At 58.9% G+C, this 22,293-nt stretch carries 22 protein-coding genes; 9 read left to right on the top strand and 13 right to left on the bottom strand.

All coding sequences use genetic code 11. From position 1 onward, the window contains the following. Window positions 1–35: 35 nt before the first annotated feature. The gene (locus PLAV_RS12865) at window positions 36–647 is read left to right on the top strand and encodes a class I SAM-dependent methyltransferase (protein WP_012111459.1); all 612 of its coding nucleotides are present in this window, start codon (window positions 36–38) and stop codon (window positions 645–647) included. Between the two features lie 360 nt (window positions 648–1,007). Next, window positions 1,008–1,691, top strand: coding sequence for a hypothetical protein (locus tag PLAV_RS12860; protein WP_041536002.1), 684 nt, complete (start codon window positions 1,008–1,010; stop codon window positions 1,689–1,691). Between the two features lie 376 nt (window positions 1,692–2,067). Here the strand turns inward: PLAV_RS12860 and PLAV_RS12850 are convergent, their stop codons facing one another. Further along, entirely contained in the window at window positions 2,068–2,427 is a 360-nt protein-coding gene (locus PLAV_RS12850; RefSeq protein WP_143710220.1) for a hypothetical protein, read from the bottom strand. 1,052 nt (window positions 2,428–3,479) lie between these two features. Here PLAV_RS12850 and PLAV_RS12845 point away from each other — a divergent pair. Beyond that, window positions 3,480–4,655, top strand: a complete 1,176-nt coding sequence (locus PLAV_RS12845; RefSeq protein WP_041535999.1) for a vWA domain-containing protein — start codon at window positions 3,480–3,482, stop codon at window positions 4,653–4,655. Here PLAV_RS12845 and PLAV_RS12840 read toward each other — a convergent pair. Genes PLAV_RS12840 through PLAV_RS12830 form a run of 3 tightly spaced genes read right to left on the bottom strand, consistent with a single transcriptional unit; the run spans window position 4,652 to window position 7,631 of the window. Further along, window positions 4,652–5,344 (bottom strand): ABC transporter ATP-binding protein, encoded by a 693-nt coding sequence (locus PLAV_RS12840; RefSeq protein ID WP_012111455.1) that lies wholly within the window; start codon window positions 5,342–5,344, stop codon window positions 4,652–4,654. The two genes, PLAV_RS12845 and PLAV_RS12840, sit on opposite strands and share 4 nt — an antisense overlap. After that, the gene (locus PLAV_RS12835; protein ID WP_012111454.1) at window positions 5,341–6,591 is read right to left on the bottom strand and encodes an ABC transporter permease; all 1,251 of its coding nucleotides are present in this window, start codon (window positions 6,589–6,591) and stop codon (window positions 5,341–5,343) included. The genes PLAV_RS12840 and PLAV_RS12835 overlap by 4 nt, the downstream gene beginning before the upstream one ends. An 8-nt stretch (window positions 6,592–6,599) precedes the next feature. After that, window positions 6,600–7,631 (bottom strand): efflux RND transporter periplasmic adaptor subunit, encoded by a 1,032-nt coding sequence (locus tag PLAV_RS12830; RefSeq protein ID WP_012111453.1) that lies wholly within the window; start codon window positions 7,629–7,631, stop codon window positions 6,600–6,602. Between the two features lie 121 nt (window positions 7,632–7,752). Here PLAV_RS12830 and PLAV_RS12825 point away from each other — a divergent pair, with 121 nt between their 5' ends. After that, on the top strand, window positions 7,753–8,145 hold the full coding sequence (locus PLAV_RS12825; protein ID WP_012111452.1) for a hypothetical protein: 393 nt from the start codon (window positions 7,753–7,755) through the stop codon (window positions 8,143–8,145). Here PLAV_RS12825 and PLAV_RS12820 read toward each other — a convergent pair. Beyond that, window positions 8,139–11,396 carry an error-prone DNA polymerase gene (locus tag PLAV_RS12820; RefSeq protein WP_012111451.1) on the bottom strand — a complete coding sequence of 1,086 codons (3,258 nt, stop codon included), beginning with the start codon at window positions 11,394–11,396 and terminating at the stop codon, window positions 8,139–8,141. The two genes, PLAV_RS12825 and PLAV_RS12820, sit on opposite strands and share 7 nt — an antisense overlap. Next, window positions 11,393–13,207, bottom strand: coding sequence for a DNA polymerase Y family protein (locus PLAV_RS19395; RefSeq protein ID WP_245545151.1), 1,815 nt, complete (start codon window positions 13,205–13,207; stop codon window positions 11,393–11,395). Before PLAV_RS19395 ends, PLAV_RS12820 begins: the two co-directional genes overlap by 4 nt. Between PLAV_RS19395 and PLAV_RS12805 the strand changes: the two genes are divergently transcribed. Together PLAV_RS12805 and PLAV_RS19520 are read left to right on the top strand one after the other, a co-directional pair. Further along, window positions 13,195–13,422 carry a hypothetical protein gene (locus tag PLAV_RS12805; RefSeq protein WP_143710219.1) on the top strand — a complete coding sequence of 76 codons (228 nt, stop codon included), beginning with the start codon at window positions 13,195–13,197 and terminating at the stop codon, window positions 13,420–13,422. The genes PLAV_RS19395 and PLAV_RS12805 overlap by 13 nt on opposite strands. An 18-nt stretch (window positions 13,423–13,440) precedes the next feature. Next, window positions 13,441–13,746: a hypothetical protein gene (locus tag PLAV_RS19520; RefSeq protein WP_012111448.1), complete on the top strand. Its 306-nt coding sequence runs from the start codon at window positions 13,441–13,443 to the stop codon at window positions 13,744–13,746. A 12-nt stretch (window positions 13,747–13,758) separates the two neighbouring features. Here PLAV_RS19520 and PLAV_RS12800 read toward each other — a convergent pair whose 3' ends face one another. From PLAV_RS12800 to PLAV_RS12775, 6 genes are all read right to left on the bottom strand, one after another. After that, entirely contained in the window at window positions 13,759–14,355 is a 597-nt protein-coding gene (locus PLAV_RS12800; protein WP_143710218.1) for an ImuA family protein, read from the bottom strand. 303 nt (window positions 14,356–14,658) lie between these two features. Continuing rightward, window positions 14,659–15,276, bottom strand: coding sequence for a class I SAM-dependent methyltransferase (locus PLAV_RS12795; protein WP_012111446.1), 618 nt, complete (start codon window positions 15,274–15,276; stop codon window positions 14,659–14,661). 52 nt (window positions 15,277–15,328) lie between these two features. Next, on the bottom strand, window positions 15,329–16,195 hold the full coding sequence (locus PLAV_RS12790) for a hypothetical protein (RefSeq protein ID WP_012111445.1): 867 nt from the start codon (window positions 16,193–16,195) through the stop codon (window positions 15,329–15,331). 8 nt (window positions 16,196–16,203) lie between these two features. Beyond that, the gene (locus tag PLAV_RS12785; RefSeq protein WP_168713202.1) at window positions 16,204–16,605 is read right to left on the bottom strand and encodes a DUF3574 domain-containing protein; all 402 of its coding nucleotides are present in this window, start codon (window positions 16,603–16,605) and stop codon (window positions 16,204–16,206) included. 58 nt (window positions 16,606–16,663) lie between these two features. After that, window positions 16,664–16,987 carry a 2Fe-2S iron-sulfur cluster-binding protein gene (locus PLAV_RS12780; protein ID WP_012111443.1) on the bottom strand — a complete coding sequence of 108 codons (324 nt, stop codon included), beginning with the start codon at window positions 16,985–16,987 and terminating at the stop codon, window positions 16,664–16,666. A 17-nt stretch (window positions 16,988–17,004) separates the two neighbouring features. After that, entirely contained in the window at window positions 17,005–18,036 is a 1,032-nt protein-coding gene (locus PLAV_RS12775) for an NAD(P)/FAD-dependent oxidoreductase (protein ID WP_012111442.1), read from the bottom strand. Window positions 18,037–18,255: 219 nt separating this feature from the next. Here PLAV_RS12775 and PLAV_RS12770 point away from each other — a divergent pair, with 219 nt between their 5' ends. Continuing rightward, the gene (locus PLAV_RS12770) at window positions 18,256–18,561 is read left to right on the top strand and encodes a chorismate mutase (RefSeq protein WP_012111441.1); all 306 of its coding nucleotides are present in this window, start codon (window positions 18,256–18,258) and stop codon (window positions 18,559–18,561) included. 9 nt (window positions 18,562–18,570) lie between these two features. Here PLAV_RS12770 and PLAV_RS12765 read toward each other — a convergent pair whose 3' ends face one another. Next, a complete protein-coding gene (locus tag PLAV_RS12765; RefSeq protein ID WP_012111440.1) occupies window positions 18,571–18,891 on the bottom strand; it encodes a 2Fe-2S iron-sulfur cluster-binding protein in 321 nt (106 codons plus the stop codon). A 226-nt stretch (window positions 18,892–19,117) separates the two neighbouring features. Between PLAV_RS12765 and PLAV_RS12760 the strand changes: the two genes are divergently transcribed. Both PLAV_RS12760 and PLAV_RS12755 read left to right on the top strand, forming a co-directional pair. Next, window positions 19,118–20,641, top strand: a complete 1,524-nt coding sequence (locus PLAV_RS12760; RefSeq protein WP_012111439.1) for an alkaline phosphatase family protein — start codon at window positions 19,118–19,120, stop codon at window positions 20,639–20,641. A 459-nt stretch (window positions 20,642–21,100) separates the two neighbouring features. After that, window positions 21,101–22,225, top strand: a complete 1,125-nt coding sequence (locus tag PLAV_RS12755) for an NAD(P)/FAD-dependent oxidoreductase (RefSeq protein ID WP_012111438.1) — start codon at window positions 21,101–21,103, stop codon at window positions 22,223–22,225. Window positions 22,226–22,293: the final 68 nt, after the last annotated feature.

Genomic DNA, 22,293 nt, shown 5'->3' with positions numbered 1-22,293 from the left:
GCTTTTCTATATGAATGCCGGAGAGAGCTGCGCGGATGACTGAAAAAAACCACGACACCAAAACCCTCGCCTTCTACGACACGGAGGCCGAAGCCTATGCCGCGCGCGGCGACAGGACGGATGTGGGCTCGTTTCTCCACCCCTTCCTCGCCCGCCTCGCACAAGGCGCGCACGTCCTCGACCTCGGCTCCGGCGACGGCCGCCACTCGGCGGCGATGATGGAAGCAGGCTTCGAGGTAACGCCCCTCGACGGCTCCGCCGGCCTCGCCGCCATCGCCGCCCGCCGCCTCGGCAAACCGGTGCGCATCGCCCGCTTCGAGGAAATCGACGACGTCGCAGCCTTCGACGCCATCTGGGCCCATGCCTCGCTGCTTCACGTTCCCGTCGAAGGCATGGCCGGCATCCTCGCCCGCCTCCACCGCGCCCTGAAACCCGGCGGTCTCCTCTTCGCGAGCTTCAAGAGCGGCAACGCCGAAGGCCGCGACGGCTTCGGCCGCTACTACAATTATCCGTCCAGGGATCAATTATCCGCCTGGCTCACCGCGAGCGCCTCATGGCACCAAATCGAAATCAAGGAAACCGCCGGCAGCGGCTATGACGGCAAACCGACGGATTGGCTGTTCGTTCAGGCCGTGAAACCCAGCTAGCTGAAAAGCCACAACATGCGATTGCCTCCCCCTTGCGGGGAGGCCGGAAAATTCGCGGCTTCGCGGATTTTCCGGGTGGGGGTCGCAGCGCCCACCACAACCACAACCCCCAATACAACCGTCATTGCCGGGCTTGACCCTGCAATCCAGAAGCCGCAAAGCGGCGTTACCCTTCGCAAGACTGGTCCGCCGGAATTGGATAAGAGACAGGCCGGAGGCGATGCACATGACCAACAATAGGAGTTAAGGTCAAAACAAGTTGGTGAGATTCAACTGCGTCCGTATGTCCTCCAAGGACAGTTGGAACGTGCAGGTATCGCTATCTGCCTTGGGAGACGTCTGTCCCAACAGGACGAGAACATGAGATTGAACGTGTTTGAAGACACCTTGATCCAGAAAGAACTGGCGGTAATCGGCTACGACCGCCTCAGGAAAAGCGTTTACCGCGCCACATGGAGCACGGCGGAAGTCGAGCATTTTCTCTATTTCGGACAAGACTCCCGGCAGTACTTCACGGCTCAATTCGGATTGCGGAACCCTGATGCCCAGAAGTTTGGCATTGAGGCAATGGTGAAATATGGCCACCCCAACTTCCAGCTATGGGCGAAAGAACGTGATGTTGTTGTGGAGTGCAGCATGACGTTTCACTTCGCAAGCCTGGATAAGTTCTCGCGGACCTCTTTTCCGAGAGTTCGCGTCCCCGATACTAGCGGCGACGAACTGGTGAATTTGGTCATGGGTTTTGTTGTCCGGAATTTACTCCCGATCATCAAGAGCATCATTGATCTTGAGACCTATCTCGCATTCCTTGTTGCCGACCTAGAACCAAATCGGTGGTTGGTAAGTAGTAATCATATGATCAGGGTAGCCCAAATTGTCGCCGTAGCCGCGCAACTCGGTCGCAGCGACGCCGAAATAAAGGAACTCCTGAAACCGTACGATTGCCAAATCGAGAAGCGGATGCGCCACATTGCGAACGACACCGTGACTGGCATCGACATGTATGTAGACAAGCTTCTTTCGGATTGGGCATTACGGGCATGAACGATGATCGGTGCATATCCAGGCGCTGTTCAGTTCACTTTAGTCCACACCCGGTTCTACTCTCTTACTGAAACGCCACCTTCGCTAAGTTCCTGAGCGTGCGTGAATACGGCCTGCGTTCGGATTCCACCGGCTGGCTCTTCCTGCAAGCCGCGAAACCGGCCTGACCCAAATTCTGCCTACCATCCTCTCGCTGAGGGAGGGTCAAACGACTGCAAGCCGTTTGGGGAGGGGACGCAGCGCTCACCACAACAGCACCACCCAATACGACCGTCATTGCCGGGCTTGACCCGGCAATCCAGAAGCCGCAAAGCGGCGTCGGAAAAAACTCTTTCTTCACGAGGCCCAAAAAATTGCTATCCCCGAGATAAAGCATCTAGTTGGGGCCGGCAGGCCGCAACAACTCCGCCACTGGCGGCAATACAATCGATCCACAGCGAGCGTCTGCCACCTTAAGATAGTGCTGTGGCACTTTGCTAAAGTAAGCATAAGAGACACCTTCAGCGACAACGGTTCCTTGCTTTGATTCAATGAACGATCTTCGCCTATAGACCGTCTCGTCTGGAGTCGACCAAGGAAGGACTTCTTGTTCCAGCCCGATCCGATACAACGCGGAAAAATTTTCAATCCTGCTCGCGACAACACACTTGTCTGCAATTGTGGCGGCGTATTCTTCGAACTGTTTAGCGAAGAAATACATGGACGGGTCGGCAAAGGCAGGATTGATTTTCGTCAATCCTCTTGTCTCATGCCGTATACGGTCAAACGTGTCGCACCTCTCACCCGCTTCGCTTCTCTCAAGAAGTTCGTACCGATACAGTCCTGTCTTTGACGTGTAGTAGTCCCGCTGCCGGCCTAGCACCGGTTGTCCTTCCCGGTCTGCAGCCGCTATGTAATAAGCTTCTATATATTGGTATCCATCCCTCACCAGTTCATCGAAACACGGGAAGCATCCACCACGAGCTCGGCTTTTGGGAGGGCGACCGCCTACGATCTCTTCAATTGACGGCGCGTCCACCCCGGGCATCTCGGAGTATCCTGCAACATCAATCGGCCGATCATAGACTCTGACTCCTGCGTCGACTTTGCACGTGTTTTCAAAAGTAGAACTGGAAATCGCTGCGAACGACGCAAGTCCAGGGAAACTTGAACTACCGAATATCAGTCCGCATCCCAGTAGGGCCAACCCTGCTACCACCCCAATTGCCGCGCCGACCTGAGCCTGACTTCTCACCTTTGTCTTCTCCAAAAGCCGACCACAAGCTGACTGGCGACCACCTCTCCGAAGAAACGGGAAAATCTATTCCGGTCGAATAACCGTTCGCAGCCTCCAATTGTCATGCTGAGTCCCCCAACCCTTGAGTGAAAATAGTGCACTCAGGTCGTTCGCCCTGTCTACTCGCAACGGGCCCGCAGACGACGACTGCCAGTGCTACACCTTCCCACGCGAAAACTATTTATCCCCACCCGCCCTTCTTCGTGTTTCGCGCACCCGCCATCGCCTCCCCACCCGTGAATAAACCCGAACTGCTCCGTACACAGAACACATAAACCCGCCTTTATGACAGTTCGATAACAGTCTCATGACAGTCGCTGGCAAAGTGCTTCCACGCCCCGCCCTAACCGCCCGCCCCGGCTGACAAAAACGCCCTTTGCGGGATAAATTCGTTCCGCTCGCAAAACGGCCTGTTCAAGACCGCCCGGAAGCCCCCCGCAAATGGACCTTCAAACTGCCGTCCATAAGCCCTAGACTGCCGCCAACAAGCCATTAAACCCGCGGAAATGCTCATGTTCGTCCACTTCTTCCATGAACTGAAAAAAGCCAACGTCCCCGTCTCGCTCCGCGAATACCTGACGCTGCTGGAGGCCATGGATTCCGACATCATCGAGCGCAGGGTCGAGGATTTCTACTTCCTGTCCCGCGCCGCGCTGGTCAAGGACGAGCGCAATCTCGACAAGTTCGACATCGTTTTCGGCCATGTTTTCAAGGGCTTGGAGCAGGTCGGCGATGGCGAGATCGCCAACATCCCCGAAGAATGGCTCCGCGCCCTCACCGAGAAATTCCTCACCGAGGAAGAGAAGGCACAAATCGAGGCGCTGGGCGGTTGGGAAAAGATCATGGAGGAGCTCCAGAAGCGTCTGGAGGAACAAAAGGAACGCCACGAAGGCGGCAACAAGTGGATCGGCACCGGCGGAACTTCTCCTTTCGGTGCAAATGGTTACAACCCGGAAGGCGTTCGCATCGGCCAGAAGGAAGGCCGCCACGGCAAGGCCGTGAAGGTCTGGGACAAGCGCGAATACAAGAACCTCGACGACCAGGTCGAGCTCGGCACGCGCAACATCAAGGTGGCGCTCCGGCGGCTCCGCCGCTTCGCGCGCGAGGGCGCGCCGACAGAACTCGATCTCGACGGCACAATCAAGGCGACCGCGCATCAAGGTTATCTCGACCTGATCATGCGTCCCGAGCGCCGCAACAAGATCAACGTGCTGATTTTCTTCGATATCGGCGGCTCGATGGACAGCCACATCAAGCTATGCGAGGAACTCTTCTCCGCCGCGCGCAGCGAATTCAAGAACCTCGAATATTTCTACTTCCACAATTGCCTCTATGAAGGCGTCTGGAAGGACAACCGTCGCCGCCACGCCGAAAAAATGTCGACCTGGGACGTCCTCCACAAGTATCCCTCTGATTACAAAGTGATTTTCGTCGGCGACGCCACCATGTCCCCCTACGAAATCACCTATGCCGGTGGCTCCGTCGAGCATTGGAACGAGGAACCCGGCGGCATCTGGCTCGAGCGCGTCAACCAGATCTACGAAAGTGCCATCTGGATCAATCCGATCCCTGAAAGGCATTGGGAATACACGCCTTCTCTGCAGATCATCAAGCAGATCATGGGCGAGCGCATGTTCCCGCTGACGCTGGAAGGCCTCGACCACGCCATGCGCGAGCTTTCCCGCTAACGCCTTGTATCGCTGTCGATTTTTCCGTCCACGAGATGGACGTTGCGCGACGCCGCGGCCGCGAATTCCGGGTCATGCGTGACCGCGATCACCGTTCGCCCCTCGTCGCGAACGAGCTTCGCGAATATCCCGTACACGATCTCGCTGTTCTTTGTGTCGAGGTTGCCTGTCGGCTCGTCGGCAAGAATGAGCGCCGGGTCGTTGGCGAGCGCCCGCGCAATCGCCACGCGCTGCCGCTGACCGCCTGAAAGCTGGTCCGGGCGCTTCTTCGTCTGGTCGGCAACGTCGAATTCATTGAGCAAAAAATGGCCGCGTTCCGCCATTTCTCTTTCGCTCAGTCTGCCCAGCCGGCGCATGGGCAGCATCACATTGTGAAGCACGGTGAATTCCGGCAGCAGGAAGTGAAACTGGAAAACGAAGCCGATCTTGTTGAGCCGGACCGCCGCCAGCTCATCCGCGTCGAGCCCCGTTGTGTCTTTCCCCTCGATTGACACATGCCCCGCGGTCGGCACGTCGAGCAGTCCGAGCAAATAGAGCAGAGACGACTTTCCCGAGCCCGAAGGCCCGGTAACGCTCACGAATTCGCCCTTTCCGACGCTGAGATCGATCTCGCGCACCAGCGTCACCGGCACGGTTTCCTGCAGCACGCGCGTCACCCCGCGCGCCTCGATGAGCGCCGCCCCCGTCATGCCGCACCCCGGATGATGTCGACCGGCCGGACTTGCGACGCCTTGCGCGCCGGATACCACGCGGCCCCCACAGCCGAGATAACGGAGAAAAAACCGCCCAGCGCGAACTGGAAAAAACCCCGGTCGAGCACCATTCCCTGCTTTTCCGACATGCCCGGAATGGTGAACTCGACCGATGCCAGCATCTGCAACAGGCCGAGCCCGACGCACCAGCCCATCAACATGCCGATCAGTCCCACGACTGCGCCCTGTACGAGAAAGATCGCCTGAATGTCGCGCGCGCGGAACCCCATCGACATGAGAATGGCGATATCCCGCCGTTTTTCCATGACGATGGTCGAGATGATGTTGAAGATACCGAACGAGGCGACGACCATGATCGCCCCCACGATGGAATAGGTGATCGTGTTCCTGATGGCGAAAAGCCCCAGGAAATCGCGGTTCACTTCCTGCCAGGATTCCGAGCGATATCCCCAGCGGCTTTCTATCCGCGCCGCGAAATCCTCGGCATTGTCCGGGTCGCCGACCTTGATGCGAATGCGATTGGCAATGAACGGCTTGTCGAGGAGCACCTGCGCATCCTTGATGAGCATGTAAACCTGCCCCTCATCGAGCAGCAGATTGCCGGTCCGGAAAATACCCACCACCTTCATCCGCCGCACAAGCCCCGTAGGCGAGACGACGGTCGCCAGATCGTCCATCCCGAGCCCCAGGCGCACTGACATGCCGCTGCCGATCACAATGCCCTGCGAGGCCGTCTTGAGCCGCATGAGGCTCCCCTGCCGCATGTCCCGCTCGACGGTAGTTAGTTGGCGCTCCTTCTCCGGATCGATCCCGGCGATCGCTGCGCCGACATCCTTGCTCGCATAACGCACGATCGCCTGCCCGGTCAGCGCCGCCTCGGCAATTACGCCGGGTTGCTGCGATAATTCCTCAACGATTGCGCCGTAATTCTTGATGCCCCGCAGATATTCCCGGGGCTTCGTATTGGTGAGCTTCACGGTCGCATCCGGAAATGCCAGGAAAACCGGCTGCTTCGCAGCGGTACGAAACTCGTCCTTGATGGTGATGTGCGGCGCATTATCCACGAGCCGCTGCGTCAGGTCTTTTTCCGATCCCGACATGACCGAGGACGTCGCAATGAAAAACCCCACGCCCAGCGCCACACCAAGCGTCGAAACAATGGTCTGCCGCCGCCTGAACGTAAGGTGTGCCGCTGCGATGCTGAAGACGACCTGCCAGAACATCGGACCCTCTAGGACGTTCCGTCAGGCGCAGCCTGTTCGGCGCGCACCCTGTCGCCCTCCGCGATACCGGATGAAGGATTCGCGATGACCAGCGCATCCTCGGGGAGACCGGAGAGAATTTCCGCCGTATCGCTGCCAACCGCGCCCAGCTCGACCTCCACCCGTCGCGCCCTGCCGCCGGAGACGGTCCAGACCGAGTTTCCCGACAGCGCGGATACCGGCACCAGCAAGGCCTCTTCCTCACGTCGCACAACGATATTGATTTCCGTCGTCATGCCGGAAATCAGCGGCGTATCCGCGGGAAGAGAGATGTAGACACGATAGGTGCGGCCCACGGGATCGCCATAAGGCGTAATCCTTTTTACCGTGCCTTTGAGCGCCCGGCCCGGAAAGGCATCTGCGCGGATCAGCGCCTCCTGTTCCGGCGCAACCTTGGTAATGTCCTCCTCATCTACCTCGGCGTCGATCTGCAACTCCGCCGTATCGCCGACCATGAAGAGAACGTGCCCCGGCTGCGCCATGTCCCCGACCCTGATCTGGCTTTCGGAGCGCAACACGGTTCCGGCCATAGGTGCGGTGATGAAATGATCGTCAAGCCTCGCCTTTGCGCCGCGTAGGGCCGCTGCGGTGGCGGATTGTGCGCTTTGCGCCTGGTCGAGCGCCGCTTCGCTGACATTTCCCGATCGCCGTAACGTACGCGCCCTGTCGAGATCCGCATTTGCTAGTTTGAGTCGTGCTTCGAGCTCATGCACTCGAGAGATATCCTCACCCAGTTCGATGATCGCTAGTATGTTGCCCTTCTCCACGGGCTCGCCTTCGCGCTTCAGCACATTGGTGATACGTCCGGAAATTTTTGCTCCAACCCGCGCGTAGTTTACCGGCTCGACAGTACCGGTCGCGTAAACCGCCTCTACCGCCATTCCACGGAAAGGCGTCACGACAACAGCGGCAGGCGCTCTCAGAAACAGGAAAAAGGCTCCAGCAACCACAAGAACCGCCAGCACAACCGCACCGCCGGTCCAGATCATACGCTTGGTCAAGATGTCTCCGCCCGTCATCCGGCTATTTTCGCCACTCCACGCTCGATAGATACTAGCAGAATCGCGCCAAACTCCGCGCATGATCTAGCAGCGGAATGTCGCATGTACAAAAGGATACGAAATGCAGGAGAGGACAATAAAGGCAGTAGCTTGGTGCGACCTCGCGCTAACAGCACCTTTCGCCATTCCTTTCGTTGCCGAAGCATTGATCTCCCTTATCCATGAAATGGACAGGCAAGCAGGCTTCGGCACGCCAGTTACCTTGTTCGAGATGGGGCCGCTCTCCATGATGTTCGTTCATATCATGGGCGTCCTCGGTGTCGTCTGGGCTTTCGCCCGGCTGAGAACACCTATCCCAGCTCTCGCGCGCATTGATGCGGGTGCGAGACTCGCGGTCGCGGCGTTGATTGCCTACGCAATCGCGCAGGGCGCCACGCCGGTCCTCTGGCTCTTCATTGCTTCGGAAATTACAGGCAGCATGGCACAGTTTTTCGCACTTCGACGCTATCAGTGAAAATCGCGGCTCTTCGGCACAAAGCGGGCGGCGCGCATTCTTTTCTGTTCCTCACGCGTATGGTTGCCATCGCGCGGGTCTTGTCCGGGATGCTTCACCCCGTCAGCCGGGGAAATCAAAGCTTCGCCGATATCCGCTTCTGAAGACAGATGTGCAAGTTCATGTGTCCAGTCTTCCAGATCATCCGCCACGATATGGATCACGATGCCTTCCTTCTGTATCCGCCCCCGTACGAACAGAAGACGTGACGTAAGAACGATCCGGCGCCGTTTTTCGTAAAGCTTGGGCCATATGATGATATTGGCGATGCCTGTCTCGTCCTCAAGCGTCGCGAAAATAACGCCGCTGGCAGTTCCCGGCCTCTGACGCACGAGCACAAGACCTGCAATGCTTATACGCTTGCCCGCTTCCGTTTCCTTCAATTGCCGGCTGGATATTGCACCGCAAGCGGCAAAACGAGGGCGGAGAAAGGAAATCGGATGCGCCTTGAGAGAAAGCCGGAGCATTGCGTAATCGAGCACGACATGCTCGCCGGGCGGCATAGCCGGTAAGGATACGTCTTCTTCAACCTGCAGACCTCCCTCTTCCAGAGTGGCAAAGAGTGGCAAAGCCGCCGGCGTTGTGCCGTTCTGTCCGTTCCCGTATCCCCCCAGCCCGCGAACTGCCCAAAGCGCCTCCCGCCGGTCGAAGCCGATGGATCTGAATGCATCGGCATCGGCAAGCTTCTCGATGACCCGTGGCCCAAGTCCCGTCTTCAGCCATAAATGTCGGATGGAATCGAACCCCTTTCCTCGCTTCCCTTCGATCGTTTCCCCTGTTGCAATCTGCACGCCTTTCACCTGCCGCAAACCGAGCCGGACAGCGCATTTTCCTCCCGTTGTCTTCTCAAGTGTGCAGTCCCAGTCGCTATGGTTCACATCGACGGGTCGCACCTCCACGCCATGCTCGCTTGCATCGCGAACAAGCTGCGCCGGCGCATAGAAACCCATTGGTTGAGAATTCAGAAGAGCCGCGCAGAATGCATCCGGATAGTGATACTTGAGCCATGCAGAAATATAAGCCAGACGCGCAAAGCTGGCTGCGTGGCTTTCCGGAAAACCGTAATCGGCAAATCCTTCGATCTGCTTGAAGCAGCGCTCTGCAAAATCTTGTTTGTAGCCATTCTTGAGCATTCCTGCGATGAACTTGTCACGATACATGCCGATTGTTCCGGACTTGCGGAAGGTTGCCATCGCACGGCGTAGCTGGTCCGACTCACCGGGTGTAAAGCCGGCAGCGACGATAGCGATCTTCATCGCCTGTTCCTGAAAGAGCGGCACGCCGTATGTCCTTTCAAGAACTTCCTCCAGGACAGAAGAAGGATATGTGATTTCCTCCTTTCCGCTCCGCCTCCGCAAATAGGGATGCACCATGTCACCCTGTATCGGCCCCGGACGCACGATCGCGACCTCGACGACAAGGTCGTAGAAATTCCGGGGCTTCAGGCGTGGCAGCATCGACATCTGCGCCCGGCTTTCGACCTGAAATACGCCGATGGCATCCGCTTCGCAAAGCATGTCATAGACTGCCTTGTCGCCCTGCGGCACACCGGCGAGGGTCATTGGTCTGGCGTAATGCTTCTCGATGAACTCGAAAGCCTTCCGGATGCAGGTGAGCATTCCCAACGCCAGGACATCGATTTTCAGGATGCCGAGCGTGTCGAGATCGTCCTTGTCCCATTCGACGAAAGTACGGTCATCCATTGCAGCATTCTGTATCGGCACGACTTCATCCAGCGGACCTTTTGTAATAACGAATCCGCCGACATGCTGCGAAAGATGGCGGGGGAATCCAATCAGCTCTCCGGCAAGTTTTAGCGCAAGCCGAAGCCGTCGATCGGACGGATCGAGGCCTATTTCGCGTGCATCCTTTTGCGAGACACCACTGCTCGACCAGCCCCAGGTAGAACGCGACAAGGCGCTTATGACATCTTCCGAGAGACCGAATACCTTGCCCACATCGCGAATGGCGCTTCGCGACCGATAGGAAATCACGGTCGCGGCAATCCCCGCGCGGTGTCGCCCATATTTTTCATAAATGTACTGGATTACCTCTTCGCGCCGTTCATGCTCGAAATCGACATCGATGTCGGGCGGTTCATTACGGTCTTTTGAGATAAATCGCTCGAACAGCAAGTCTATCTCGGAAGGATTGACGGAGGTAATACCCAGGCAAAAACAAACAGTGGAATTGGCTGCGGAGCCTCGTCCCTGACAAAGAATATTCTGACTACGCGCATATCTGACAATATCATGAACGGTCAGGAAATAGGGCGCATAGGCCATTTCCTCTATAAGCTTCAGCTCATGGTCGATGGCCTTCCGTATCTTGTCATCCACACCTTGCGAGAAAAAATCGCGCGCCCCTTCCCATGTCAGCCGGACAAGCAACTCCTGAGGTGTTTCATGTTCGGAAAAATTGTCGGCTGGATATTCATAGCGGAGCTCTTCAAGGGAAAAAGAACACCGTTCAACAATATCGAACGTGGCGGAAAGAGCCTTCGGCACATGCGCCAGAAGACGCGACATTTCTTCTGGCGATTTCACATGCCGTTCTGCATTCGCCGCGAGCCGAAACCCGGCTTCCTTCAATGTGCAATGCTCTCGAACGCATGTAACAACATCATGAAGCGGTTTCCTGTCCGGTGAATGATAAAGAACATCATTGGTCGCCACCAATGGCACCTGGGTTTTCCGCGCCAGTAGCTCCAGCACATGATGCCGCCTCACATCATCGGCCCGGTAAAAAGGTGTGAGACCAAGCCAGATCGAATCCGGGAACGTCTCCGCTATCAGCCTCAGCTTCGCCTCAAAATCCTCGTCCGGAACGGGGGGCGGCATGGCAATGAAACAGTGGCCTTCGCCATGCTCCAGAAGATCGCTCATGGCAAGAAAGCATTCCCCTTTCGGCGCCCGCCTGTTGCCAAGCGTCAGAAGCCGCGTCAGCCTTCCATAGGCAGCGCGGTCCTGAGGATAGGCAATAACCTCGAATCCATCCTGCAGCACCAATCGGGCACCGACGAGAAGGCGTATCTTTTCTTCTTTCGCAGCTGCATGCGCCCGCACGATACCGGCCAGTGTGTTCCTGTCGGCAATACCGATTGCCGAAAGTCCCTGGGCTTTCGCCGCAAGAACCAGTTCTTCGGCATGTGAAGCGCCGCGCAGAAAACTGAAATTAGTGGCAACCGCAAGTTCCGCGAACGAAGCGCTCATTCGAACACTCCATGCAGATACCAGCGCGGCCCTTCATTATCCCGATGGTAAAGTCCATCGCGATAAAGCCAGAAACGCCGTCCTTCGATATCTTCCACGCGGTAGTAATCCCGCGTGCGGTGCTTTCCCTCTCGCCACCATTCCGGAGAAAGCCGTTCCGGTCCCTCAGCGCGGGCAACCTGGTGGGATATGCGCCGCCAACGGAAAATACGAGGGGGACCTTCAGGCACCTCCGCCATTACATCCACGGCTTCAGGGGACGGCAAAAGCCGAAGAGGACGAGGCAGGCTTCCTCCAAGAACCGAAGCCATCTGTTCGCTCACATAGGTTTTCCAGCCTTGCATGGCCGGCATATGGCCGTGCAAGGCTGGAACGGCGACAGCTGCGCGTTCGGGAATATGGCTTGCACGTGGCTCCAGTCGCAGAACACGATCAGCCCCGAAGCGATTGCTCAGCCTGTCGATAAATTGTTCCAGCGCCTGCGCGCGACTGCTTTCATTTTCGAAAGTTTCCTGTGCAGGCTTCAGTTCGTCGACGGCAAGGCAGGAAAGCGTGAGAGCTTCCACCCCGAACCCCGTGTCAAAATCATCTCCCAGTTGGGCGAGTTTCTCGCGAAAAAGACGAGAGAGATGAAAGGCATCATGTGAAGCAATGCCTGTTCCGGCTTGCAATCGCGTCACTTCCCCATCGACACGGAAAAGCTGCAATTCCAACCGTCGCGCACCCTGGTGCTCCCGCTCAAGCACTTCGCAGAGATCGGCAGCGATCCGCTTTACAGCATCTTCGATATGCGCGTTTCGCGTCAGGCCTTCGGAAAAAGTAATGCTGGCCCGATAGAACACAGGCGGAAGCTCCGGCGATATCGGCTCCGGTTCAAATCCGAGCGCTTCATCGAGACGGCGCGAAACCTCCGGTCCGAAACGTGCCGTAACAGGTGCCCGGGGCTTTCCATAGAGATCGCCGATCTTTTTGAGCCCGAGACGCATGAGGCCGTTGACGATGGCCTCATTCAATCGAAGTGCGGCTACAGGAAGCGAACGGAGAGCATCGACTTCTCCGTTTACCGGCAAAACAAGAGCAGGCTGGTTACCGAAGCGAGCCAATGCCCAGGCTGCTCCCCTCGTCGATGCGATGGCGGCTCGTGTCGTCAGGCCAAAGCCCTGAAGCCGTCTCCGCAATTCTTCGAGAAGCTTCGCCTCACCGCCGAAAAGATGATCGCACCCGGTGATGTCCAGCAGAATGCCATCGGGTTCATCTCCGATCCCTTGAGGATCAAGCGCCGTCCAGGGAGTGTAACGCCCGCACCATCCTGCCAGCCGGACCAATCCCTTGCGATCGCCTTCCCTATCCGCTGAATGCAGCTCTAGCCCCGGACAAAGTGCCGTGGCGTCGGAGACCATCTGCCCCGGTCTTATCCCTGCAGCATCTGCAAGTTCGTTGCGCGCGGTCACACGGAGCCCACCCACCCCCGGCATGGCTAGAGCACGTGGCTTCTCCGGCACCCGCAAGGGCCGCGCTCGTCGCGCGAGATCGCGCTCAAGGCGTTCGATGGCCCAGTGAGGCCACCAGACTGCAACAATCCTGCGTTCGCCTCCCATACGTCTACCCGAGAAGCTGGATGGAACAAAAAGGGAACATATCATCGGGCTTACCCGAAAGGCGAGTCCAATCTGAATTGCCTCTTTCTTGCCTGAAACAAGGATAGGATTAGTTGGATAAGAACGGACGAAACAGGATCCAGCCGGAGAGGCAGAGCATGCTGACGCGAATTCAAACCAGACGCCTGGTTTTGGGCGTGATGTTGACGGCACCGCTGGCGCTCGCCGCATGCAGCGATCCCGCGGCCGAGCAAGCGCGGCTCAATGCTCTCGATCACCAGAACTGCGTGGAATTGGGCTTCCAGCCGGACACAGAGGCCTATGGCAATTGCCGTCTTAAAATGAAGGAAATCCGCGCCAAGGAAGAAGCCAATCGCTCTCCCAATATTGGCTTTGGCGTGGGCATCGGCGTCAGCAAAGGGTTCTGACGTACGGAGGTAATGTAGATGCGTATGATCCCGTCAGCATTGGCCATCGGTTTTCTGCTCGTTGTTGCCGCTTGCGCAAGCCCGCAAGAGCAAGCCGCTCGCGAAGCTGCCCAACGGCAGTCGGACGAGGCTGAATGTCAGAAAATCGGCTTCACGCCAGGGTCGGAAGCTTTTGCCAATTGCCTGCTGAAACTGCGGGAAATTCGGGCGCAGGAAGCAAACACACGTGAATTGAGACGAGCGCAAACACCCTCGCCCTGGTGGGGCGGCCCTTATCCTGGCTACTACCCCTATCCTTATCCATACCCCTATCGCCGCTGGTAAGACCTCCAGCCGTCAGCCCATTCTCCGCAATGGGACCAGAGCCTCCACGTTCGCATAGCCGGCAACAAGACCGGGCTTTGCGCGATGCGTTTCTTCTGCGTCGATGACGGAAAAAAGATTTGCCGCGCCACTCCACTCCACCAGCCAGTGACCGGGCTGGCCTCCACGCGACCGGACCAGATCGACCTCCCAGCGCGGAATGCCGGGTAGTCTTTCTTTTTCGTCTGCATAAGAGACCGGCGCACTGGGGGCCGCCTTCACCTGCCAGCGGGTAACGGCAGCACTTGCACCACCCGCCGCTTTCCTGCAACCGGTGGAAAGGAACACGGGGATCTTGGCCTCCTCCGCCGCAAGCTGCAGCCGCCGTGTTGCGGTAAGGTCGAGAGAGGCAGATGAACTCTCCACCTCCCCCACCACAGCGGCAAAGGCATGGCTGCGAAGCGCTTCTTCCATCACCCACAGACAATCGCTGTCGCGTGGCGGCGCAACGAGGATGAGCCTCGCCGGATCGAGACCGAAGGCCGCAATGCCGGGCCCATAAAGCCGGCCCATATCAAAGGGGGAACGCCCTGCGTCGCACCACAGGATGGGTGCGGTGGACCTGCTCATGACACAAACGGCAAGCCCCGCAAGGAAGCCGCCCACCGCGCCCGTATCATGATAGGTAGCCGCCACAATCTCATGCAAAGCCCCAAGCCGAAGACCTCCATCGGGGAGCATGCGATCGATTTTGGCATCGCCCAGAGACATCGCGGCGCAGCCGTCCCCCCCAATCGAGAGAGGGCTGGCGATCCTGGATTTAAGGTCTGCGATAAGGGCGGCTTTGGCAGCTTGTGACATGAGAAAACCATTGTTCGCTTTTTGTTCTAATTTCCTCCTGTCGGTGAGTCAAGGGGAGCCAGCATCCTCCGTTCAGGCTTGGGCCACGCCCCAGTAATTGAACCCCGCGAAACGCGGCGTTGAAGGCAGATACATGGTTTGAAGATCCGCCACCTTGAAGCCGCCCTGCTCGATCAACGAGGGGACCTTCCGGTTCAGGTTGCAACCGCCGAAAAGAACCTTCCAGACCGGATTTATCCGGTCCTGCCACTTCGCAACATCGGCGTCGGGCGCCGCACCATGCTCGCAGAAAACCAGTTTGCCGCCCGGCCTCAGGACACGACGCATCCCTTCCAGAGCTTTCACGGGATCGGGGATCGTGCAGAGACTGAAAGTACAAAGGACCGTATCCACACTCTTGTCGTCGAGCGGAATCTGTTCGCCGGGCAAACCGATGAATTCAACGGGAAAGGACAAATCCTTCGCGCGCTCACCGGCAAGTTTCCAGGACTCTTCCGACGGATCGAGACCGATCACGCGCGCAACTTTCGATGGATCGTAATAGGGAAGATTAAGCCCTGTGCCGATGCCGATTTCGAGCACCGTACCCTCCGCCATCGGCACGACTTTCTTGCGCTGATAGCGGATCGGCTTCGTGCCACAGGCACAATTGATGATGTGAGGAACGATATGCCGTTCGTAAAAGCCCATCTTCAACCCCTCCCCGGACTCTGATGAGTGTGAGTATGGCCTCGCACCTCCGTCAGCGCCACTCCGAAACACCGAAACGCAATAGCCTGTCTCCATCAATCGGACCGATCGTCCGGCCCCGTCCTTTCAAGCCCAGAGCGGCCGCGCGGAGCAATCTCTTCTCGCGAATTGCCATTGCACATCTGACGGATGAGGACAGAGCTTCCCAGACCTGCTCCGGCTCGACAAACCCCGTTGCAGCGCTGACGGGGCGGTTTCGCCAAGCCAGCTCAAGTAATCTGTCCCGAGGCTTCCACCCGGAATCTACAACGGCTCCGATTGCCGCATCCGCTATGGTCGCGGCGGCCAGTCCCGCGATTGCGGCACTTTTCGATTGCACGGTAACGCTGTCGAGCAAACCTCGTGTCGGAATACCCGAACGAATGCCGCCCATGGCAACGCCACCTCGAACATCGCTTCCCAGTGCGTTCAGAAACTCGGCAAGAACCGGGGGCATGCTTGCGTCTTGCACAAGGATGGCTCCCGGCTCCTGATGGATTGCCGCCACATCCCCAAGGGAGACCAGAGCGACCTCGACACCGCCCTTCCCGCTCCCTGCCCCGAGCATCGCGGCCAGTACGGCATCGCAAACGGCACCTGGTACCGCCGTCAATGACGGCGGCATGGCCGCAACCGGCAGCAAGTCCCGGAAGACACTCATCGCCTCGACAGCAAGACGCCCGGCCCTTCCGCGCGGCAATGGATTCTCGGTTCCGGCCGACAAAAGCTCCGCATCGGCAAGCAATGACAGGGAAAGATCGCGAGCGGCATCCATCCCCGCATCGACGGCATCGCACGCGCCTTCTCCGGATGCCGCGAGATTGAGTTTACCCGGCCATACTTCGAAACTTTTTTGGATAAACAACGAAACCGCAGCCATCGAAAATTCTACTCCACAATCCGTGTGGGAGACTCGGTATGGAAAACCGATTTCTGGTGAAAGAGTTCGCTATAGATCGATTTCAATTCACCAATGGAAGCTTCAGTGGCGGGCGTCTTGGGATGAACGATGATGAGAATTTTCGTGACTTCCCGAATGATTGGCGCCTCTGCAACATCAGGATCACGCCATTGTCCATGGGCCTCCACAACGCTGAAGCCCCCGGGAAATCGCGGCGTTACGACATCCCTGAGAAACCCATCCCAATCGTCTTCGCTCACGCTGCCACCATCGGCGAGACCAAGACCAAAATAAAGCGTGGTCTCTACCGCAGGCGCCGGCTCCGCAAAAGCGTTGCCCTGCACAAAAAGTGCAAACACCAGAATGAGAATGAAAGAGAGTCGCTGCACGTATGCCTCCTGCACCATTCTTGGCAGGTTGCAGCAGGACTTGTCCAGCGGCTGCCGGTCAGGCAGCTTTGCGGATCGCGATATCGGCAAGGCGCACGCGCAGCCCGTCGAGCTTCGCGTTCATGAGAAGCTGACAGGACAGGCGTGACCATTCGCCGCCGTAATTCTGGTCGAGCATATCCAGCTCTTCCTCTCGCGGCTCGTGAAGTTTCGCGGCCCAGTCCGGATCGACTTCGACCTGGCAGGTACCGCAGGCGCAGGCGCCCCCGCACTCGGCCACAATGGGAAACCCGTAGTCGCGGATGATCTCCATCACCCGCCAACCTTCCGCGGCCTCAAGCGTGTGCTCGACGCCTTCGGTATCGATTAGAATGATACGCATGACTGACCTCGATAAGCTTATGCGACACCCAGCTTCTTCTGCAGGCTTGTCGATGAGGTGGTGTACTGGAAGGTGAGCTTCGCATCGGGGTTTGCATATCTGAAGGCGGCCTGGGCCATCAGCGCCGCTTCGTGGAAACCCGAAAGGATCAGCTTCAGCTTTCCCGGATAGGTATTGATGTCGCCGATCGCGAAGAGGCCGGGCTCGCTCGTCTGGAATTTTTCGGTATCGACCGGAATGAGGTTCTCGTGAAGGTTGATGCCCCAATTTGCAATGGGCCCAAGCTTCATCGTGAGACCGAAGAACGGCAACAGCGTGTCGCATTCGATCTGATAATCGGCGCCATCATTCCCTTTTACGGTCACGCCTTCGAGCTGCCCGTTATCGCCATGCAGCGACGTAATCTGACCGAGATGAAATTGCATTTTCTTCTCTTCGACCAGCGCATGCATCTTGTTGACGCTGTCCGGCGCGGCGCGGAAGCCATCGCGCCGGTGAATGAGCTGCATGGATTGTACGATGGGGTGCAGGTTGATCGTCCAGTCGAGCGCACTGTCGCCGCCGCCGGAAATCAGGACGTTCTTGCCCCGGAAAGTTTCCATGCGCTTCACCGCATAGAAAACGGATTTGCCTTCATAGGCTTCGATGCCGGGGATCGGCGGCTTCTTCGGCTGGAAACTGCCCCCGCCCGCCGCAATGACGACCACCTTCGCTTCGAAGACGAGGCCGCCATCGGTCTTTACGCGCCAGCGCCCGTCTTCGAGCTTCTGAACTTCTTCCACCATCTCGTTGTAATGGTACTGCGGGCCGAACGGCGCGGCTTGTTCCATCAGCCGCTCGGTCAGTTCATGGCCGCTGACAACCGGAAGGGCCGGAATATCGTAGATGGGTTTTTCAGGATAAAGCTCTGCGCATTGGCCGCCCGGCTTGTCGAGAATATCGACCAGGTGACACTTCATATCGAGAAGACCGAGCTCGAATACCGCGAACAGGCCGCACGGCCCGGCACCGACAATGACCACGTCCGTGGTGATCGTTTCTTGCGTCATCTCAGCCACCTGTCGTTCAGGCCCAGCGCTCGGGCCACAAATAACTTTCAAATTCTGTGGTTATTTATATTTCACAACCGCTGACGCCTATATAGGTCGCCCGCCCCCCAACGCCAAGCAAAAAAATCGCCGGATTTGGCCGTGACAATCTGGCGGGCGTGCCTATGTTACGGCGCGAAAGTGCGGAGGCAGTCGCACCTCATTGCCGGAGAATGCCCCATGGTCAAGTGCAACACGATGCCGGAGGTCCGCAGCGAGATCGACCGAATCGATCGGGAACTGGTCCGGCTCCTCGCCGAGCGGCAGACCTATATCGAACAGGCCGGCGCGATCAAGGGCGAGCGGTCGGCGGTGCGCGACGAGGCGCGGATCGAGGACGTGGTGGCGAAGGTGCTGGCGGAAGCGGAACGCGCCGGCTTGAGCCCCGCGATCGCCGAACCGTTATGGCGGCTCCTCATCGAAAAATCGATCGAGCACGAATTTACGGTCTTCGACGAAAAGAAAAAGAAAATCGCCAGCGCCTGACGCGACGGATCAGAACTGCTTTTCGGGCAGGTTGACCTTCAGCCCGTCGAGCTCGTCCGTCACCTTGATCTGGCAGGACAGACGCGAGTTCTCGCGCACGTCGAAGGCGAAATCGAGCATGTCTTCTTCCATGCTCTCCGCCGGGCCGACCTTTTCCGTCCAGCCTTCCGCGACATAGACATGGCAGGTCGCGCAGGCGCAGGCGCCGCCGCAATCCGCATCGATGCCGGGGATCGAATTCTTGATGGCGCCTTCCATCACCGTCATGCCGTTTTCGACATCGATGGTGTGTTCCGTGCCGTTGTGCTCGATATAAGTGATCTTCGCCATCTTCGTTTTTCTGTCGGAGGTGGAACGGACCGGACGCCGCCGGCTGGAAAGCCCCGAGCGTGAGGCCGCACATACATGACGCAGGCGGTTTTTCTTTTCAACCCCTCTTTCGGGGCATGGCGCCGCCCCTGCCCCGGAAAGCCCCGGATAACCCGGCGTCAAAGCCCGTTGTCGGCCCGTCACAGAGGCCGCATAGTCTCGGGTAAAGGTAAACGGGAGGCGGCACATGACGGACCAGCTCGACATTCTTTTCATCACCGCCGACCAGTGGCGCGGCGAGTGCCTCTCCGCCCTCGGCCACCCGATGGTAAAGACCCCGAACCTCGACGCGCTGGCGGCGGACGGCGTTCTCTTCAAGCGGCACTATGCGAACGCCGTTCCCTGCGGCCCGTCGCGCGCCTCGCTTCACACCGGCATGTATCTCCAGAACCACCGCTCCGGCACCAACGGCACACCGCTCGACGCGCGCCATACCAACTGGGCGAAGGAGGCGGCGCGCATCGGCTACGACCCCGTGCTCTTCGGCTATACGGATACGAGCCAGGATCCGCGCGAGGAAGACCCGGAAAGCCCGTGGCTTAGGACTTATGAGGGCCCGCTCCCCGGCATCCGCCCCGTCTGCATGATGGGCACATGGCCGACGCCCTGGACAAACTGGCTGAAGGAAGAGGGCTACGAAGTGCCGGAGGACATCCGCTTCGCCTATGGCACGCGGACACCGGGCGACGATTATGAGGACGGCGCGCCCGTGCCGCGCCCGCTCATCTATCCTCAGGAGGCGGACGATACGAGCTTCCTCACCAACCGGCTGATGGACTACATCGCGGAAACGAAGGGGCGCTTCGTCGCGCATCTCTCGCTGCTGCGCCCTCACCCGCCCTTCGTCGCCTCGGAACCCTGGAACGCGATGTACGACCCGGAAGCAGTGCCGGGCTTCACGCGCAAGGAGAAGCCCGCGGATGAAGCGGAGCAGCACCCCTGGCTCGAACATCAGCTCGGCCGGAAACTTTACCGCGCGCCCGGAAACGAAAGGAAACTGCGGCGCATGAAGGCCGTCTATTACGGGCTGATGTCGGAAGTGGACGCAGCCCTCGGCCGCGTCTTCGATTTCCTGAAAGCGAGCGGCCGCTGGAACCGCACGCTCATCATCTTCACGTCCGATCACGGCGAACAGATGGGCGATCACTGGCTGCTCGGCAAATGCGGCTACTTCGATGCCTCCTATCGCATTCCGCTGATCATCCGCGATCCGCGCAAGGCGGCGGACGGCGCGCGCGGAAGCGTGGTCGACCGCTTCACGGAGAATGTCGACATCATGCCAACCATGCTCGAACTCATCGGCGCGGAGATACCGGTGCAATGCGACGGCGCATCGCTCCGCCCCTTCCTCGAGGCGCGCGAACCCACGACATGGCGGCGCGAGGCGCATTGGGAATTCGACTTCCGCGACCCTGCCGACGACAGCGCCGAGAAGCGGCTCGGCCTCACCATGCATCAATGCACGATGAACATCATTCGCGACGAGAAATACAAATATGTCCACTTCACGAAACTGCCGCCGCTCTTCTTCGATCTCGAAAAGGACCCGGACGAATTCGTGAACCGCGCCACCGACCCGGACTACCTGCCGCTGGTGCTGGAATACGCCCAGAAGCTCCTCTCCTGGCGCATGAACCACGACGAGCAGACCCTGACCCATATCGCAATCACCGATGACGGCCCGGTCGAACGCCGCGCCGCGAAATATTGATCTGTATACGGATTCGGATGGGGCGGAAAAACCGAGGATTATTTATTTTCGGGTTCCAAAGCGGGGATAAACGCAACGACTGTCATCGAACTGTCACGAGACCGTCACAAAGCTTTTTGGGGTGTTCGCGAGACGTCAGCCTCAAGCGAAATGCACGCTTCGCGGAGCGGGTTTGCGTGCGCCGGGAGGTGCTGAATTACGTACGACGCCCCTCCTTTCGCAGCTGCATGAGGGGATATGTTGCGCTGCCATGAGCGCGGTGAGTTATGCCCGGGTAGAGATTTTCCGAAAATAAATAATCCCCTCTTTTGCCTGCCCAGCGCGGCCCATGGTTCCCGGCTTCCGCCGGGATGACACTTCTATATAGGGCGGCCTCCGAACATCACGCGCCTCAGCCGCCCCTTGCCACCCTCCCAATTCTCCGTCACTGCTTGGACTGTGACCTGAGGGAGAGAGTATTTGGCGGCGGATGCGGAAATCGGGGCGGTGGTGGTGGGCGCGGGTGTGATCGGGCTTGCTTCAGCGCGGGCGTTGTCGCGGGCCGGGCGTGAGACCATCGTGCTGGAGCGGCATGAGGCTGTCGGGACCGAAGTCTCGGCGCGGAACAGCGAGGTGATCCATGCCGGCCTCTATTATCCCGAAGGAAGCCTGAAGGCGCGGTTCTGCGTGGCGGGGCGCGGGATGCTTTATCGCTATCTCGACGCGCATGGCCTGCCCTACCGGCGGACGGGGAAGCTGATCGTCGCGACGGAAGAGGCGCAACTGGCCACGCTGGGCGGCGTGGCGGAGAGGGCACGGGCGAACGGCGTCTCCGACATTCAGGAGATGAGCGCGGCGGAGGCCCGCGCGATGGAGCCGGCGCTCCATTGCGTGGCGGCGCTGCACTCACCCTCGACCGGCATTCTCGATGCCCATGCCTATATGCTGAGCCTGCAAGGCGAGTTCGAGGATGCAGGCGGCGCGATTGCCTTCGGGTCGCGGGTGACGCGGGTGGAGCGGGACAGGAACGGCTTCATCGTCCATGTCGAGGGCGAGGAACCCATGAGGCTCCGTACACGGATCGTCATCAATGCGGGCGGACTCTGGGCCCCTGCCCTCGCCGCGCATATTGAAGGGCTCGACGCGGCGCATGTTCCGGCCGCCTCTTTCGCCAAGGGAAATTATTTCACGCTGACCGGCCGCGCGCCTTTCAGCCGCCTCATCTATCCGGTGCCGGAAGCGGCGGGGCTCGGCGTGCATCTGACGCTCGACATGGGCGGTCAGGCGCGCTTCGGGCCGGATGTCGAATGGATCGAACCGAAAGACGGCGATCTCGACTATGCGGTGAACCCGGCGCGGGGCGACGCCTTCTATGCCGAGGTGCGGCGCTATTGGCCGGGCCTGGCGGATGGCGCGCTGGCGCCGGGCTATGCCGGCGTGCGGCCGAAGATCAACGCACCCGGCGAAGCGGCGGCGGATTTCGTCATCTCGGGGCCGGAGGCACACGGGATAACGGGGCTCGTCAATTTGTTCGGCATCGAGAGCCCGGGGCTGACGGCATCGCTGGCGATTGCCGAGGAGGTTCTGGGGATGGTGCGGGGGTGAAGCTCTCTATACGGATAAATATATAGATGTCATCCCGGCGAAAGCCGGGACCCAATCCACTTCGCCAT

The sequence above is a fragment of the Parvibaculum lavamentivorans DS-1 genome, from assembly GCF_000017565.1.
In the GTDB taxonomy this organism is placed as follows: domain Bacteria; phylum Pseudomonadota; class Alphaproteobacteria; order Parvibaculales; family Parvibaculaceae; genus Parvibaculum; species Parvibaculum lavamentivorans.
Note: the sequence above shows the minus strand (reverse complement) of the source record. Positions and strands in the feature narration are given on the sequence as shown.